Below are 15,265 nucleotides of genomic sequence, written 5' to 3' on the forward strand. Positions count from 1 at the left end.
GCTATCCTATGGTTTACGCCTACAAAGATAGGTGATTAATCTTTGCAGGATTGCTTCATTAATTTTCTTTAAGTAGATTCTGAACTTACTCTTTCAAAGAATATCCATTAGAAAGTAACTGAAAATAACATTTCTGCCTGGAAGTTTCCATAATCAATCGGTTTAATCAATCGTACTCCGGTAGTGAGTGGATAGCTCATGCACAATACATTCCAGTCGAATATGAAATCGGCTCCGTAAGAACTTTGTGTAGTCCATGCGCTCTTACGACTGGCTTGATTGCGTGACAGATCGTAGAAGAGGTTAGCACGTAACCGGCGGATATAAATCAATGGCCCGATACTTAGATCCGGTGACAGGAGAGGAAGAGCATAATCAGCTTTGAAAGCCCATTGTTGCTGGGTTTGATATTGAAAATTATATCCGCGTGGCTTTTCCAATAAGTGTTTGGGAAGATACAATGCTTTGTTGTCCAGGTCTTGATACTGATAGCCGAAGCGGAGCATTAAGCCTTGGTTGCGTACAATGCCGGGCCAGTAAGTAGTAAGCCGGGCAGCATACAGACTTCCATAATTTTCTGTATTGAAGGGCGTCATCAGGTATTGTAACCGGAGCTGGTAACCGTTACGGGGGAGAATATCCCGCTGGGCCTTTCGCCTGTAATTATAGAACAGGACTTCCGGCAGGATGTATTGAAAGTTACGAAACTTCTGCGTACTGTATTCCTGGTACTTATTATTGGTGAAATAGTAAGTGAATGCTGGTTGTATACCTCTGATCCGTTGATTTCGTGTCAGATTAAAGGGGAGATAGACACGAGCTTCAGCTTCCAGCAGATTGCGGTTGGTATAATATCCTTGGGTTACAGCCTGTCCTTTTTCATTCTTTTTCCAGGCCATATTAAAAGCCTTGTCGCCATAATCGGCAGCAAGGTCGATGACCGGGAACCATCCTTGATAGGTAAAAGATAATTTTCCGTGATGATACCCTTTGTGATAGTACCAACCTGCCTGCATGATGGCAGTATTCAGCGTATTCTGAGACATGATTGTAGCCCCGGGCTTAACAATTGTGCTGAGATCCGAAGCACTGGTATTCATCGCTTCTGCCACATCATAATAGAATGGGGCCCAACTATGGATTTTGAATGTATGTACTCCTTTCCGATAACGCTCCGGTTGAAAATCGACGGCCTCCAGGCGTACAGAGTCAAGGTTGAATTGTTCTTGTGCGGCCAGTGTCTCTGTGAAAGGCATAGAAGCGGGTTTCCCGAAATCGGTCTTTTCAAACAACAGGCTGTCTGCAGGTAGTGAAGCAATCCGGTACCCATTTGCCTGATAGTCGGCAAAGAATAAGCGATGGTCCGATCTGGAAAATGAGGGATCGAATGCCCCGAATCGTGCATTAGTCAGGCGATATACCTGATTATCTGCCGGGTTAAAGCAATATATATTGTTGGTGCCGTTGGCGCCCGATTCAAAATAGATTTTTCCATCCTTCCAGATTGGTGAAGTGATATTGACAGAGGTGGTTTGTAGTAGTTCTTTCCACATACCGGAGGAAGGATCAAATTGAAACAGAGTGATTCCTGTATCTGTAACGGCTATTGCAGTAATCTTGTCATCCGCTCCGAAAGTCAGTTCTTTGATGAATGCATTCTCCGGAACGTCAAAAGACCGGAGTTCTTTTCCATTTTCCAGATTGACTAATACAAGCTGATTCTTTCCGGCAATTGTGCTTCGCGAAACTGCGGCTATCTGTCCGTTTTTGTCAATAGAAGGGGCGAGGTAACGTTGGCGGGGAGCAACCGTTTTTATCCGGTCTTTATCCAGATCGTAGTATTTCAGTACGGAATAGTTTTCATGGGTCCAGCGGATACCCGGAACTATTTCTGTCCAGTAGATACGATTGTTGTGGAAATCTAACCGGCTGTTGATACTGCCTATATAGCTCAACCGTTTTTCTTTTCCATTGCTGATGGCTACTAAAGAATTAATATCTTTCAGTCCCGATTTGACAGCTATCACAACAGAGTCATTGATAGCCAAAGGATACCTGTAGGATGTGTAGGTTTTATTGTCGGGCGATAGATATGCCGGAACAATGACAGCTGTATCCTGTTTTTCCCATCCCTCCCTCAAAAAGTCGAATGTGTCGTGATAGAGTCGTTTAAAACTACTTCCCGTATAGTGTTTGAATGAGCCTTCAAAAAGTATATTACTGGTATACCGGGTGGTGCTTTTATCCCAAATATCACTTCCATAACGCTGACGGGCATAGGAAGTCATATCATATCCCAATGCATAATATGTACCGGTATAGTTTTTGTATGAACCTAACAGCCATTTATCAAAAGAGTAGAATTTGTCTCCTCCCAGCATTTGTGCCCGGTAAGCCATATTGAATTCGGGCAATCGTCCTCTGCCTCCGTTGGACATGGCTGTTTCTGTACCTACGGCATCACCTTCGAGAAACCACACGGGCAGGAAGAATGCAGCAACTCCCGCAGCCTGTTCGCCTATCAGATAATAGAATGGCTTGAAAATGCCACGCATTACTTTTCCTGTCTGGAATACGTGCCGGGATTCGTGTAATACCAGATGTTTATCCCACCTTTGAATACCTAAATCAGAAGATGGAGTAGTGATGAGCTCCATACGGCGGGGAGCCCACGATACCATGCCGTTGGATATCATATTGGCAGGGTGCAGGATAACGGGAAACTTAGCCTTTATGGGTTTTCCGATTGTTTTTTGTATGTGCGGATAAGCATTTTCCAGGTAGAGGGCATAGCGGTAGGCCATGGAGTCTGTTCCTTGTGGATAAACCAGGTTGTAATGAGGCAGCCGGACTATATTCCATTTGAACCGGGCGGGGTCTGAACCATAGTCCATGAATTGGGCACGCAAACCGGATGAGGCCAGCAGGCAGACAAAGAGAAGAGGCAGGTATTTTAATTTTGACATTTAAAGTCTTTATTGGATTATCAGGACACAAAACTATAAAAAATAAGTTTTTTAGTTCTTTAGTTTATGAGTTTTTTAGTTGTATACTCTCATATTGTGACTTATGAACCCACAAACCCACAAACTCACAAACTTACAAACTCACAAACTTACAAACTCACAAACTTACAAACTTACAAACTCACAAACTTACAAACTTACAAACTCACAAACTTACAAACTCACAAACTTACAAACTCACAAACTTACAAACTTACAAACTCACAAACTTACAAACTTACAAACTCACAAACTTACAAACTCACAAACTTACAAACCCACAAACTCACAAACTCTTATACATCACAAAATTAGTCATTTTAACATCGCCTATAGATACTATCTGCTCTTTTTCTGTCGTATATCCCTGCTTTTCAAAGAAAGGGTGAGCGGTAATACTGACTTCTGAGTGGATAGACACTGCCTGATGGAGACGGGCATACTCTTCTGCCTGGCATAAAAGGAGAGAAGCTATGCCTTGATGCTGGAATTGGGGGTGAACAAACATGCTGTGTAGATAGCCGTTAGCATTGATAGAAGTGAAACCAACTGTACGGAAGTGTTTCGTCTCTTCGGCGAGTATGAAATGTAAATCACTTTGAAGTAGTTCCCGCCAGCGCTCCGGGGTTGCTCTTTCAATCCATGCACGGATTTGCGGAGCGGTATAGTGCTGCGAACAGGTGTTGAGAACACTTTGTTCAAACGTAGCATGCATGGTAGGGATGTCCTCGGGTTCTGCTTTTCTCAACCGGATGTTTTTCAGTTGCATATGCAGAATCGGGAATGGTTTTCCCATACTGTCCAGATCGTCCCGGCTGATGATTTCAAACCCTCTGTTCTGATAGAATCGGAGTGCCTGCCCGTTCTGCTCGTTTACATCTACTTTATGTATCTGTTTTTGGCGTATTGCAAATTCTATTAATTGTTTGCCATATCCATGTCCCTGTTCATCAGGATCTACAAACAACATTTCGATGAGGTTGTCACTCAATCCCATGAAAGCGGTTATCTGTCCGGAATGATTACGGATTGTGTAAAGTTGTACTGCCGGAAAATATTCATGGCGTACTAAGGGCTTATAAAACCGTATATCTTCTTCGGATAGAAAGTGGTGAGAACTTCGGACTGCTCTTTCCCATATTTGGAGGAGGACATCGTATTCTTGTGTATTAGCTTGATTTATCATGATTGTTTTCGTTTATAAATATGTGGTATAAATATAGAGGTTTCCTGCCAGATCAGAAAATGTTAGAAATCCGCTTTTCTTTCAATACGAATGATCTCTCCGGAAACCGGATGTACAAACTCCAGGTATTCGGCATGCAGATAAAGCCGGTCTGCTTGCTTTCCATAGAGCTCGTCTCCCGTAATAGGGCAGTTAAGACCAAGCGGGTGGGCGGCATGAACACGTAATTGATGTGTCCGTCCGGTGAGTGGATAGAAAGCTATACGTGTTTGAGATTCATTACGTTCGAGAACCTGATATTTAGTGATGGCGGTTTTACCATACTCTTTATTTACTATCTGCCGGGGTCTGTCGAGAGGATCCGGACAGATTGGAAGATTCAGAACGCCTTCATCCGGTGCGATGATTCCGTCCAGTAAAGCAATATAACGCTTCTTTACTGTACGATTCTTGAACTGTGCCTGCAGATTCTGATGTGTTTCTTTGGTTTTGGCAATAAGCAGTACTCCCGAAGTAGCCATATCCAGACGATGTACGATCATTGGGCCTGTAGCATCAGGATATTGGGTTCTCAGGTGTTGATAGACAGAATTTATTTCTCCCTTTCCGGGTACGGAAAGCATGCCGGCGGGTTTGTTGACAACAAGCAACTGCTCATCTTCAAAAAGAACTTCGAGTGTTGTCTTCTTGTGAAGATCGTTCGATAATGGATTGGGCTCTACATCCAGACCTTGTAACATGTGTTTCAGAATAGGTTCACACTTTCCTTTGCAGGCAGGATAGTAGTAACCATGGTGGCGTATTTCTGCTTTTGGAGAGTTGCCCCACCAGAATTCGGCCATGGCAATGGGTTTGAGCTGGTGCAGATAGGCATATTGTAATAGTTTGGGAGCAGCACATTCGCCGGCACCGGCGGGAGGCGTTTTCTGTACGGTCTGCTTGAAGATAGCACATAGATCCTTTATTTCTCCGTTGGCATTTAGCATTTTGAATTGTTTAAAAAGCTTTTGCTGCAAGGCTGCCGATCGTATTTTGCGCTCGTTTTTGAGAGCTTCTATTTTTGCTGTATAATCATCTGTTTCCTTTTGCAGGGCAGTAATGCGATCTTTCCAATACTTTTCCAGTCGTTTGAATTCTGCTTTCTGATGCTGGCTTTCGCGTATCATAGCTGCTTGTTCTGCCTCATCGGGATTGTTTACACGACGAAGTTCACGTACTTCTTTGGCTACTTTCAAAGCTGCCTTAGCCTGAGTTATAGCTTGCCGGTTCAGAATGTTTTCTTCGGTCAGTTTCTGTTTGAGTGCCAGATAATAACTATCTTCCTGCAACTGTCTGATCTGAATGTTGATGGCAGAGATTTTTTCTTCTTCTATTCTGAAAAATCCGTCAGGTTGGAGTAAATCATATACAGGAGGTACGAAGTAGGAGTGCAGGTTTTTGCCGGCAAGGTTTCCGGAGAAAGCTGCCAGATAGCCTATCTCACCATCAGGGGCTTGTACCACTAATACCCCGAACATCTTTCCTTGCTGCAACTCCTGTTCCCATTGTTTCTGGGTTTTGATATAGTACTGTACTTCTTCTGTGGCTATCAGGCAGAGCGGATGTGGCGTATAATGAAACGGATATGTAAATTGTTCCGGCAGGGGCAAGTGGGTAACTTTATGAATGAAAGGATGCAGCATATGTTTTGGGGTTTCCGGGTTGTTCTAACGCTTTGCAAAATAAATTCTATTTAAGCAGTATTGCAAATATCAGCGAATAAAATACGGTAAACTTTGCATATTAGTTTGGATCGGTGTTTATTATTAATGCGAATCAGCAGTTGATAATCATCTACCTTTTTCGCTTGTTAAAATGTTATTATTCAGTTAATTATCTCATTAATTAGTTTTCTAATCTCCTTGAAAATCAGTATATTAGAAGAATAAAACCACTCATTGTTCTAATTATGATTCCCAAGGAGAAAGAATTAAAACTTATAAAAATATATATGTATATCTGCGATGTTTACGAGTCTTCACTCAAGTTCTACTGCCAGAGGTTCAGTAATAACAATCATCCAATCTTTACCGATCAGGAACTGCTTACTGTATATCTGTTCTGCGGAGCTTATCAGCAATACTTTAAAATCAAAGACATACATACCTTTACCAAAGAATACCTGCTTTCATGGTTCCCTGACTTGCCTTCTTACCAAACATTCAATTATAGATTGAATTTGATGCCGGAAGCAATCAGCGAACTCGTCAGGCAGTTAATCCATTCATTCAAACCTCAAGATTGTGACAGTATGAAATCATTAGTTGACTCGATGCCTATCATTACTTGCGCAGGAAAGAACAAAGTAGGAAAGGTCGCCACTGAGATTACTTCCAAAGGATATTGTTCGACAAAGAACATGTATTATTTCGGACTAAAACTCCATGCAGTGGCTTTCCGTAGAAAAGGAACTATACCTTTTCCTGAAATGCTCATACTTTCCGCTGCTGATGAAAATGACTCCACTGTATTCAAAAGAGAATGTGTGGGAAATCTGAACAATAGAGAAATATATGCCGATAAAATATATTCGGATATGCCATTCTATAAAGAGACGAAAGAATCCAAAAAACTCGAGCTATTTACTCCTGTAAAAGCTATCAAAGGAGAATCACCTGAAATAACAAAAAGGGAGAAAGCGGCAAGAGACTTGTTTTCAACGGCAGTCTCAAAAGTCAGACAACCCATTGAATCATTATTCAACTGGTTGAATGAAAAAACAAATATTCAAAGAGCGATGAAAGTCAGATCTACATCTGGACTTCTGATACATACGATGGGAAAAATTGCCATCGCATTAATTACTCTAATTTTTAACTAAGGAATCAAATACTGATTCGTATTATTAATAAAATGTATATTGTAGGATGTTTTTGTTGGAAGAATATTGCATCATTCATTTCTTTTTTGATAATTTTACCGTTGCATAAGCTGGCAAACTGATATATTAATTTCTTATGAGTCTCATTTCTTGTATTAAATCTTTTCCCGTGGTCGTAATCAAACGATGTTTTTTTCTTTTTTTATGCCTGTTATCTGTAAATTTAGTAGTTGCTCAGAACGATACAACTTACCAGAAAGGTTATATTCTTGTTATCAATGCATACGCTGAAGCAACCTCCTGGAGTAGTCGTATGATTTCGACAATCACTCGCTTTGTGGCAGAAGATCCTCAATTGGCTGTTTATACCGAGCATATGAATATGATGCTGATAGACGATGATGCGGCTGATCTGGAAGAATTCAAATCGGCGCTTTTTGAAAGATATGGTGCTTATCCTCCGCGTCTGCTACTGTTGTTGGGTGATCCTGCTTTATTGCTGAAAGAGGATTTTAAAAGGGTGTGGGGAGATATCCCGATGGTGCTTTGTGCTGAAAAAGATTATACAGGCCCCGACGAATATTATCTTCATAAGGAAGTAATTCCACAGGCGGAACGTATCCCCATGACTGAGTTGGCAGATCCGTATAATTTAGTGCTTTTGTATTCGGATTTGTATATAAAAAAAAATGTGGAGCTGATATCTCAAATGACTCCTGATATGAAAAAGTTTATTTTTATAGGAGATGAACGTTTTATTAATGTGACCAATGAGGCTGAAGTCAGAGAGATTATAAGAAAGAAATATCCTCATGTTGAGTATGAATATTTATCTCCTCAGATACTGCCTATAAATCTGTTAATTGATTCGTTGTATCGCGTTGATGCAAAAACTACTGGAATATTGTTTTCTTCATGGTATTATAAACGCACATTTGCAGGTAATACTTCGCTTGTTACAAATGCCTATAAAGTGATCACTACAGTGTCTGCTCCTTTGTTTGTTCTTAATACTGTTGGTGTTACTACTGATGGAGGAATGGTTGGTGGTTATGTACATGACTGGGAGTGTTATGATAAAGAGCTTATACGTATTTTGTCAGAAGTGCTTGAGGGCAGACAACCGCGTGATATTCCTTTTTACCGTTCTGCAGATGGTATGCCGGTTATTAATTACAAAGCCTTACTGCGAAAGGATATATCGCCTTCTTTGTGTCCCGAAAACACACGCTTTCTGAATAAACCACTTACTTTTTGGGAGCAATACCATTACTTCATTCTGGGTGCTTCATTTTGTATTCTTATGCTTGTTTTGTTTTTTACATTCCGTATCCGTACATTAAAAAGGCTCAGGGAGATTCAGCAAAAAGAAATAGATACAATGGCCGATTATAAGAATTTGGTAAATAATATGCCTATACTCTATATGCAGGAAGAACTGGTGTTGAATAAGGCTGGTATCCCGGTTGATATGATATATCGGAATGTAAATTCTCATTTTGAAAATAACTTCTTTCGCAGGGAAGATGCGGTTGGTAAGAAGGCAAGTGAACTGTTTCCGGAATCGCTCCCCGAGTTTTTACATTTTACTCAGAAGGCACTGGCTGAGAACAGGGCAATTACATTCCCTTATTATTTTAAGAAGATCGATACATTTTATGATGTGGTGCTGAAAGGGACCCGTACTTCCGGGATAATTGATGTGTTTTGCATGGATAGTACGGATTTGCATAAAGCACAGCAGAAGTTGAGCACTACAAACAATAAGTTGGCGATGGCACTTGATGTGGCGAATATTGTTCCCTGGAAGTGGGATTTGATAAGTAAAACTATTCTATGTGATATCAACAGGCCGATAGAATTGAGTACAGTGGGAGGTGATGTGGCTGAAGAGCAGTTGGCAGTACCCGACTCACAATATTTCTCAAAGATATATAAAAAGGACCGTAAGAGGGTAGAACAGGCATATCACGATCTGATAGAAGGTAAATCGGATAAAGTGAAAGAGGAGTATAGGGTGGTAAATGTAGAAAACCATGTGCACAAGATAGATTGGGTGGAGGCACAGGCAGCCGTGCAGGAACGTGATGAAGAAGGAAATCCGGTCACACTGATCGGTTCTTCACAAGTCATCACCAATCGTAAGAAGATGGAGTTGGAACTGACTACTGCGAAAGATCGTGCCGAAGAGTCCAATCGCCTGAAATCTGCTTTCCTTGCCAATATGAGCCATGAAATCCGTACTCCGCTGAATGCAATTGTAGGTTTTTCGGGAATACTGGCTTCTACGGAAGAAGAACAGGAAAAGCAAGAGTATGTCAGCATTATTGAGAATAATAATGAGCTGTTGCTACAGCTTATCAGTGATATTCTGGATTTGTCGAAGATAGAAGCAGGAACATTAGAGTTTCATTATTCTAATGTAGAACTGAATAGTGTGATGAAGGAGAGTGTATTGCAGCTGAAGCTAAAGTCGGATGCCGTTCGTCTGGAGTTTGTACCGTCATTGGATATATGCCCTGTTCATATAGAGAAAAACAGGCTTTCACAATTGCTAATCAATCTGATAACAAATGCGATAAAATTCACATCGGAAGGGAGCGTTCGCTTTGGCTATGAATTGCAGGGGAAAGAGTTATACTTCTATGTGTCCGATACAGGATGTGGTATTCCCAAAGATAAGCAGGAGAGTATTTTCGGGCGTTTCGTGAAGCTGAATAATTTTGCACAGGGAACAGGACTGGGGTTGTCTATCTGCCAGACATTGGTAAATCATATGGGAGGTTGTATTGGTGTTGAATCGGAAGAAGGTAATGGGTCTACTTTCTGGTTTACATTGCCCTATAAGCCTGCGGGGCAGGAAGAACTAAGCGAAAAGAAAGAATACCAGCCCATATCTGTGGAAAAGGATAAACTGTCTATCCTGATTGCCGAAGATAATGATAGTAATTACAAACTTTTTGAATCGATTCTGAAGAATGACTATCAGTTGATTCATGCTTGGGACGGACAAGAGGCGGTGGATTTGTTTAGAAAAGAAGATCCGCAAATCATACTGATGGATATCAATATGCCTGTGATGGATGGCTATGAAGCTGCACAGGAGATTCGTAAATATTCGGCCAAAGTGCCTATCATTGCTATTACTGCATTTGCATATGCTTCGGATGAACAACGTGTGATGGAAAGTGGTTTCGACGGATATATGCCCAAACCGATAAATGCCCGTCAGTTACGCGCACAGATAAAAAGATATAATGCAGAAAAGAATTGTACTATTGTAACAGAGAGTTCTGTTGATCACTTCAAAACATAAGAAACATGTTATATCAGTTTGATAAGAGGTCACTCCAGCTTTTTGTCCTGTCGCTTTATTTTTTTATCCCGTATGGTAACTTTTTGTAATACAGGATGCTATTATAATAGTCCGGCCGATTCCTTTGGTTTCTCCAGTCATGAATCCCCTTTTCTCTTCTGTTTCATGATTGGCTGAATCTGTTTATTCTGTCTGGTTGTACTTGCGTTGGCTTGCTATATTTTCCGGGCTCTCTCAAGGTTACCTTTCCTACTGTCAATGAATAGATATCATTAAGGGACTTCTAAAGTGTTTCATTCTGTTTCAATACGTTGAGAAAATAGTTTCAACGTATTGAGAATTTATTCTCAACCTATTGAGAAACTTTTCTCAATAGGTTGAAACACTTGTTTCATATAGGTTGAGAATAAACTTCGTTTTACCATTCATATCGTTCTACGTATTCATCGTATATGGGTTCATCCGTTATCCCTTTTTTGCGGAATAACTGCCGGATGTATTTTTGTTCGGAAGGAGTGATAAGCTGTTCTTTGCGTCTGAAGCGGTAATAAGCATTTCGTCCGAAGTGTTCAAGCATCTGCTGTTTGATGACAATTGCATCGCTATGCGGAATTTTATCCAGTAAATGCATGATACCTGATGCGTAGCGTAATAGCTGGTCCACCTTAAAAAAAGAACAGTTTTCTCCACCGTTAGCAGCGGCATATACCGGATTCACGATGTTGATAGTATCCCGTTCAGACGGAATATGGAGCGCTACTTGATGGCGCAGACAGTCTGCTGCATGTGAGCATTGCTTATTGAGGCAATGGGTAAAGTTGTCAGGCACTGAGTTGTAATCAAAATTGGTTTTCATATATATTCTTGATAGGTAAATTTATTTGAGTGACTTTCTTAACAAAGGTACTCAAAAGTTCTATAACTACAAAGGACTGACAGAGAATCATTGTGAATAAAACAATAGGACGGTATTATAAAGAACAAAGAGGATATTTTTTTACTAAATATCCTCTTTGTTCTTATTCCAAAATCAATAATGACGGAATGATTACTCGCCAAGTTCGGAAAGTAGATCGTATGAGGGAGCAAAAAAGAGTGTCCCTGTTACCGGTGTACTGAAATCCAACAGGCGGTCTGTGTTGCCAACAGGACTGCCTATAAACATGTTTTCCAGCATCTTCCTGGTAGTACTGAACGTACTGGCGTAACCGATAAAGTAGGTTCCGTATTCTCCTTTTGAGGTATTGGCAAATGGCATATTGGCTCGTACTATTTTCAAATCGTCTCCAATGTTAGTAACTGCATTGTGGGCATTCTCCGGTTTTTCCTCGTCCGACAATTCAACATCATTGAACTTGTGGCGGCCGATAACCTTTTCCTGTGCTTCTACCGGGAGTGCATTCCAGGCAACCATATCATGAATGTACTTTTGAACAAACACGTAGCTACCTCCTGCAAAATCAGGATCTTCATTGCCAATAGCTGCAAAATAGTAGGGATTTTCATCTACGGCAGGAGATTCCGTACCATCTACAAAACCAATAATTGCTTTTCCGTCCATGTATCTGAACCCATGAGTTTCGTCAACAGATTCGACAACTCCTTTCAGTTTTTCATCAATAATAGAGGCAAATTCAAAGCACAACCCCATTTGTCTGGCCCGGATATGCAGTAATATATCTCCGGGAGTAGATACAGCTGTATATTTATCCCCTTTTATTTCTTTGAAGGTACTCAATTCTTTTGGTTTGGCTTTTTTGGGAAATAATTGGCTCCATGCATCAGCTCCGAAACCTATCGTACAACTGAATTGCATATCAGGGAAACGATTGCGCATGCTGCGTATCATTGCAGAAAAGTTGGCACATACATCTTTTACTTTTTCGAATGTATCTGCCGAGTGTTTTAGACTGTAGACAATGAATATAGCGTTCTCTCCCGGCCTTGCAGTTACATCCTGCGGGATATTTCCATCAAATGAATTTTGATATGTGTTCATACTTCTTTTTAATTAGTTATTATTATTGTAGTTGATTTTGATACAGCTGTTTTATTTAATATAACTCCATAGTTGCAAGTTTGTTCTACTTATTGGGTAACTTATAAATCGGTAGAACTGTACTTATAATCTTAAAAAATACTATTTAGCTTCACTTATATTGGGTTTTGTAACATAGGTTACTACTTTTAAGCTATGTATCCTGTTATCTTTGCCCAAAAATAAATTAGTTATGGAACAGTTACATGCTCATGAAGTCCTCCATATGATGGAAGGCAACAGTTATTCGGAAATCACTTTAAAAGAAGCCATTATTAATAAGTTTGGCAAAGACCAACATTTTTACGCTTGTTCTGCTGACAATATGAATATAGACGAATTGATAGAATTTCTTAAAAGAAAAGGCAAATTTATGCCTTCCGAAGATGGTTTCACAGTCGATATAAGTAAGGTCTGCGATCATAAATAGTCTTTATTAAAGTAATATTCCAAATATACTTTATATACTTTCGCAATCTCTGAGTCACTGAACTCATGTAATGTAAATATCGGGAAAATTTTGAAATGTACATTGTTTTCCCGGTATTTCTGTATCTATAATTTCATCTTTTTTTAGTAGTTTTGCCCGATCAAGTCAATAATATATTAATAATGAATGAATTGGACAACGGGCAGCAAGAACAATATTCTGAACCCAAAAAGAAAAAGAACACGCAAAAAATCGTAAAAAGAACTTTAGTTACGGTAGGATTGGCGTTGGTAGTATATATTGCATATTCTATAGTTCATCTGTTTGTCTCACCCGATCATAATATTCAGCAAATCTACCTGGTTCCGGAAGATGCTGCGTTTATTATTCAATCATCAGCTCCGGTAAACGACTGGGAAAAATTCAGCGGAAGCGAAACATGGAAATGTCTGAAGAAAGCAAAATCTTTTGAAGAGGTCACAAAGAGTGTCGAAATGCTTGATTCAATAGTTAAAAGCAATAAGGTATTGTTGTCACTTGTGGGTAAACGGGATATGCTTATTTCACTTCATAAAGTTCGTGCAACCGACTGGGATTTCCTGATCATATTGGATATGCAGAAAGCATCCAAAATGGATTTATTAAAAGATCAGATTGAAACGGTGTTGGCAATGGCGGGCAATATGGTTACTAACCGGCAATACAGTGGCATTAATATTCTCGAAATGCGTGATCCGGATACGCGTGATATTTTTTATTGTGCTTTTGTAGATAATCATTTTGTGGCTTCTTATACGTCCGGACTTGTTGAATCGGCCATCGATTCACGCAGTAAACCTAAAATAGGACTCGATCATGCTTTTATTGAAGCAGAAAAGCTGGTTTCCGGTAAAGGGCTTATCCGAGTTTTTGTAAACTATGCACATCTGCCACAATTTATGAATATTTATCTGGGGGCCAAAAATGAGTATGTTGATATGTTCAGTAACTCGATGAATTTTGCGGGACTCTTTTTTAATACGGATAAAGATCGGATGGAAGTGAAAGGATACACGTTTCGAAAAGACACGGCCGATCCTTATGTTACTGCTTTGCTGAATTCGGGAAAGCACAAAATGAAAGCGCATGAAATTCTGTCCGGGCGAACGGCTCTTTATACTAATATTGGTTTCAACAACCCTGTAACCTTTGTTCAGGAGTTGGAAAACGCCCTTTCTCTCCATGATAAGCAATTGTATAGTTCCTATGAAAGCTCCCGTAAAAAGATAGAAGGATTGTTTGGTATCTCTTTGGAAGAGAATTTTCTGAGTTGGATGTCCGGAGAGTTTGTTATCACCCAATCCGAGCCAGGGTTGTTGGGGTACGAACCGGAATTAATTTTGGCCATCCGAGCTAAAAACATGAAAGATGCCCGTAAGAACATGGAGTTTATTGAAAAGAAGATCAAGCGGCGTACTCCGGTTAAGATTAAAACAGTTAATTATAAAGATTTTGAGATTAACTATGTGGAAATGAAAGGTTTCTTCCGATTGTTTTTTGGAGGATTATTTGATAAATTTGAAAAGCCATATTATACGTATGTAGACGATTATGTTGTTTTCAGTAACAAGGCTTCATCTTTGCTTTCCTTTGTAGAGGATTACGAACAAAAGAATTTACTGAAAAATAATCCGGGATTTAAAAATGCGCTTTCGTATTTGAGTTCAAATTCTACCATATTTCTATATACGGATGTACATAAATTCTATTCTCAGTTGAAACCGATGATGAATGCTGCTACATGGAATGAGATACAGGCTAATAAAGATGTTTTGTTTTCGTTTCCTTGCTGGTCTATGCAGATTGTAGGGAATAGCCAATCGGCCTCTCTGCAATATGTGATGGACTATAAACCCTATCAACCCGAAGAGGTCGTTGCAGTTGTCACCGATGAAGAAGACGAAGAAATGAATGAAGATGCTGATACTGAGAAAGAACAGATGAGCGAGCTAAAACGTTTTTATGTCGAGAAGTTTGAAGGAAATATCTTGCGGGAATTTTATCCCGACGGTGCATTGAAAAGTGAAGCGGAAGTCAAGGAAGGAAAACGGCATGGGCGTTACCGTGAATATTATGAAAATGGTAAGCTGAAATTCCGGGGGAAATATGCAAATAATCAACCCAAAGGTACATGGAAATATTATACCGAAGAAGGTGAATTTGAACGTAAAGAGAAATATTGAATGATTTCACTACAAAGTAATACAGAGTTTTAAATTTTTATCGAAACGCAGATGAACGCAGATTTTTGCAAAGGGAAACAAATCAAAGATAAAGAACTACAGTCTTTTAATCTGCGTTCATTTGTGTTAATCCGCGTTTCATCAGATAAATAGTACTTTGTGAATTCTATGAAACTCTGTGGTGAGTTTAGTTCATTTTTGATCAGTT

8 protein-coding genes and 1 pseudogene are annotated in these 15,265 nt (G+C 39.9%); 4 read left to right on the top strand and 5 right to left on the bottom strand.

The annotated features are described in order from the left end of the window. Window positions 1–107: 107 nt before the first annotated feature. The 3 genes from K8P02_RS02870 to K8P02_RS02880 form a co-directional block, all read right to left on the bottom strand. A complete protein-coding gene (locus K8P02_RS02870; RefSeq protein ID WP_223381960.1) occupies window positions 108–2,966 on the bottom strand; it encodes a hypothetical protein in 2,859 nt (952 codons plus the stop codon). Window positions 2,967–3,291: 325 nt separating this feature from the next. After that, a complete protein-coding gene (locus tag K8P02_RS02875) occupies window positions 3,292–4,191 on the bottom strand; it encodes a GNAT family N-acetyltransferase (RefSeq protein WP_007484560.1) in 900 nt (299 codons plus the stop codon). Between the two features lie 62 nt (window positions 4,192–4,253). After that, window positions 4,254–5,873 carry an RluA family pseudouridine synthase gene (locus K8P02_RS02880; RefSeq protein WP_002562118.1) on the bottom strand — a complete coding sequence of 540 codons (1,620 nt, stop codon included), beginning with the start codon at window positions 5,871–5,873 and terminating at the stop codon, window positions 4,254–4,256. 308 nt (window positions 5,874–6,181) lie between these two features. On the opposite strand from K8P02_RS02880, the gene K8P02_RS02885 reads away from it, so the two are divergent. Next, a complete protein-coding gene (locus tag K8P02_RS02885; RefSeq protein WP_007484362.1) occupies window positions 6,182–7,051 on the top strand; it encodes a transposase in 870 nt (289 codons plus the stop codon). A 136-nt stretch (window positions 7,052–7,187) separates the two neighbouring features. After that, window positions 7,188–10,335, top strand: a pseudogene (locus K8P02_RS02890) (ATP-binding protein). A 450-nt stretch (window positions 10,336–10,785) separates the two neighbouring features. On the opposite strand, the gene K8P02_RS02895 reads toward K8P02_RS02890, so the two are convergent. Beyond that, complete coding sequence (locus K8P02_RS02895) at window positions 10,786–11,223, bottom strand: DUF6078 family protein (RefSeq protein WP_002562115.1); 438 nt, start codon at window positions 11,221–11,223, stop codon at window positions 10,786–10,788. Between the two features lie 192 nt (window positions 11,224–11,415). Further along, window positions 11,416–12,366 (bottom strand): Dyp-type peroxidase, encoded by a 951-nt coding sequence (locus K8P02_RS02900; RefSeq protein WP_002562114.1) that lies wholly within the window; start codon window positions 12,364–12,366, stop codon window positions 11,416–11,418. 232 nt (window positions 12,367–12,598) lie between these two features. Here K8P02_RS02900 and K8P02_RS02905 point away from each other — a divergent pair, with 232 nt between their 5' ends. Both K8P02_RS02905 and K8P02_RS02910 read left to right on the top strand, forming a co-directional pair. Continuing rightward, window positions 12,599–12,835, top strand: coding sequence for a YecH family metal-binding protein (locus K8P02_RS02905; RefSeq protein ID WP_002562113.1), 237 nt, complete (start codon window positions 12,599–12,601; stop codon window positions 12,833–12,835). Window positions 12,836–13,017: 182 nt separating this feature from the next. Next, window positions 13,018–15,057 (top strand): toxin-antitoxin system YwqK family antitoxin, encoded by a 2,040-nt coding sequence (locus K8P02_RS02910; protein WP_025867807.1) that lies wholly within the window; start codon window positions 13,018–13,020, stop codon window positions 15,055–15,057. Window positions 15,058–15,265: the final 208 nt, after the last annotated feature.

Origin of the sequence: Bacteroides nordii (assembly GCF_019930665.1) — a bacterium.
In the GTDB taxonomy this organism is placed as follows: domain Bacteria; phylum Bacteroidota; class Bacteroidia; order Bacteroidales; family Bacteroidaceae; genus Bacteroides; species Bacteroides nordii.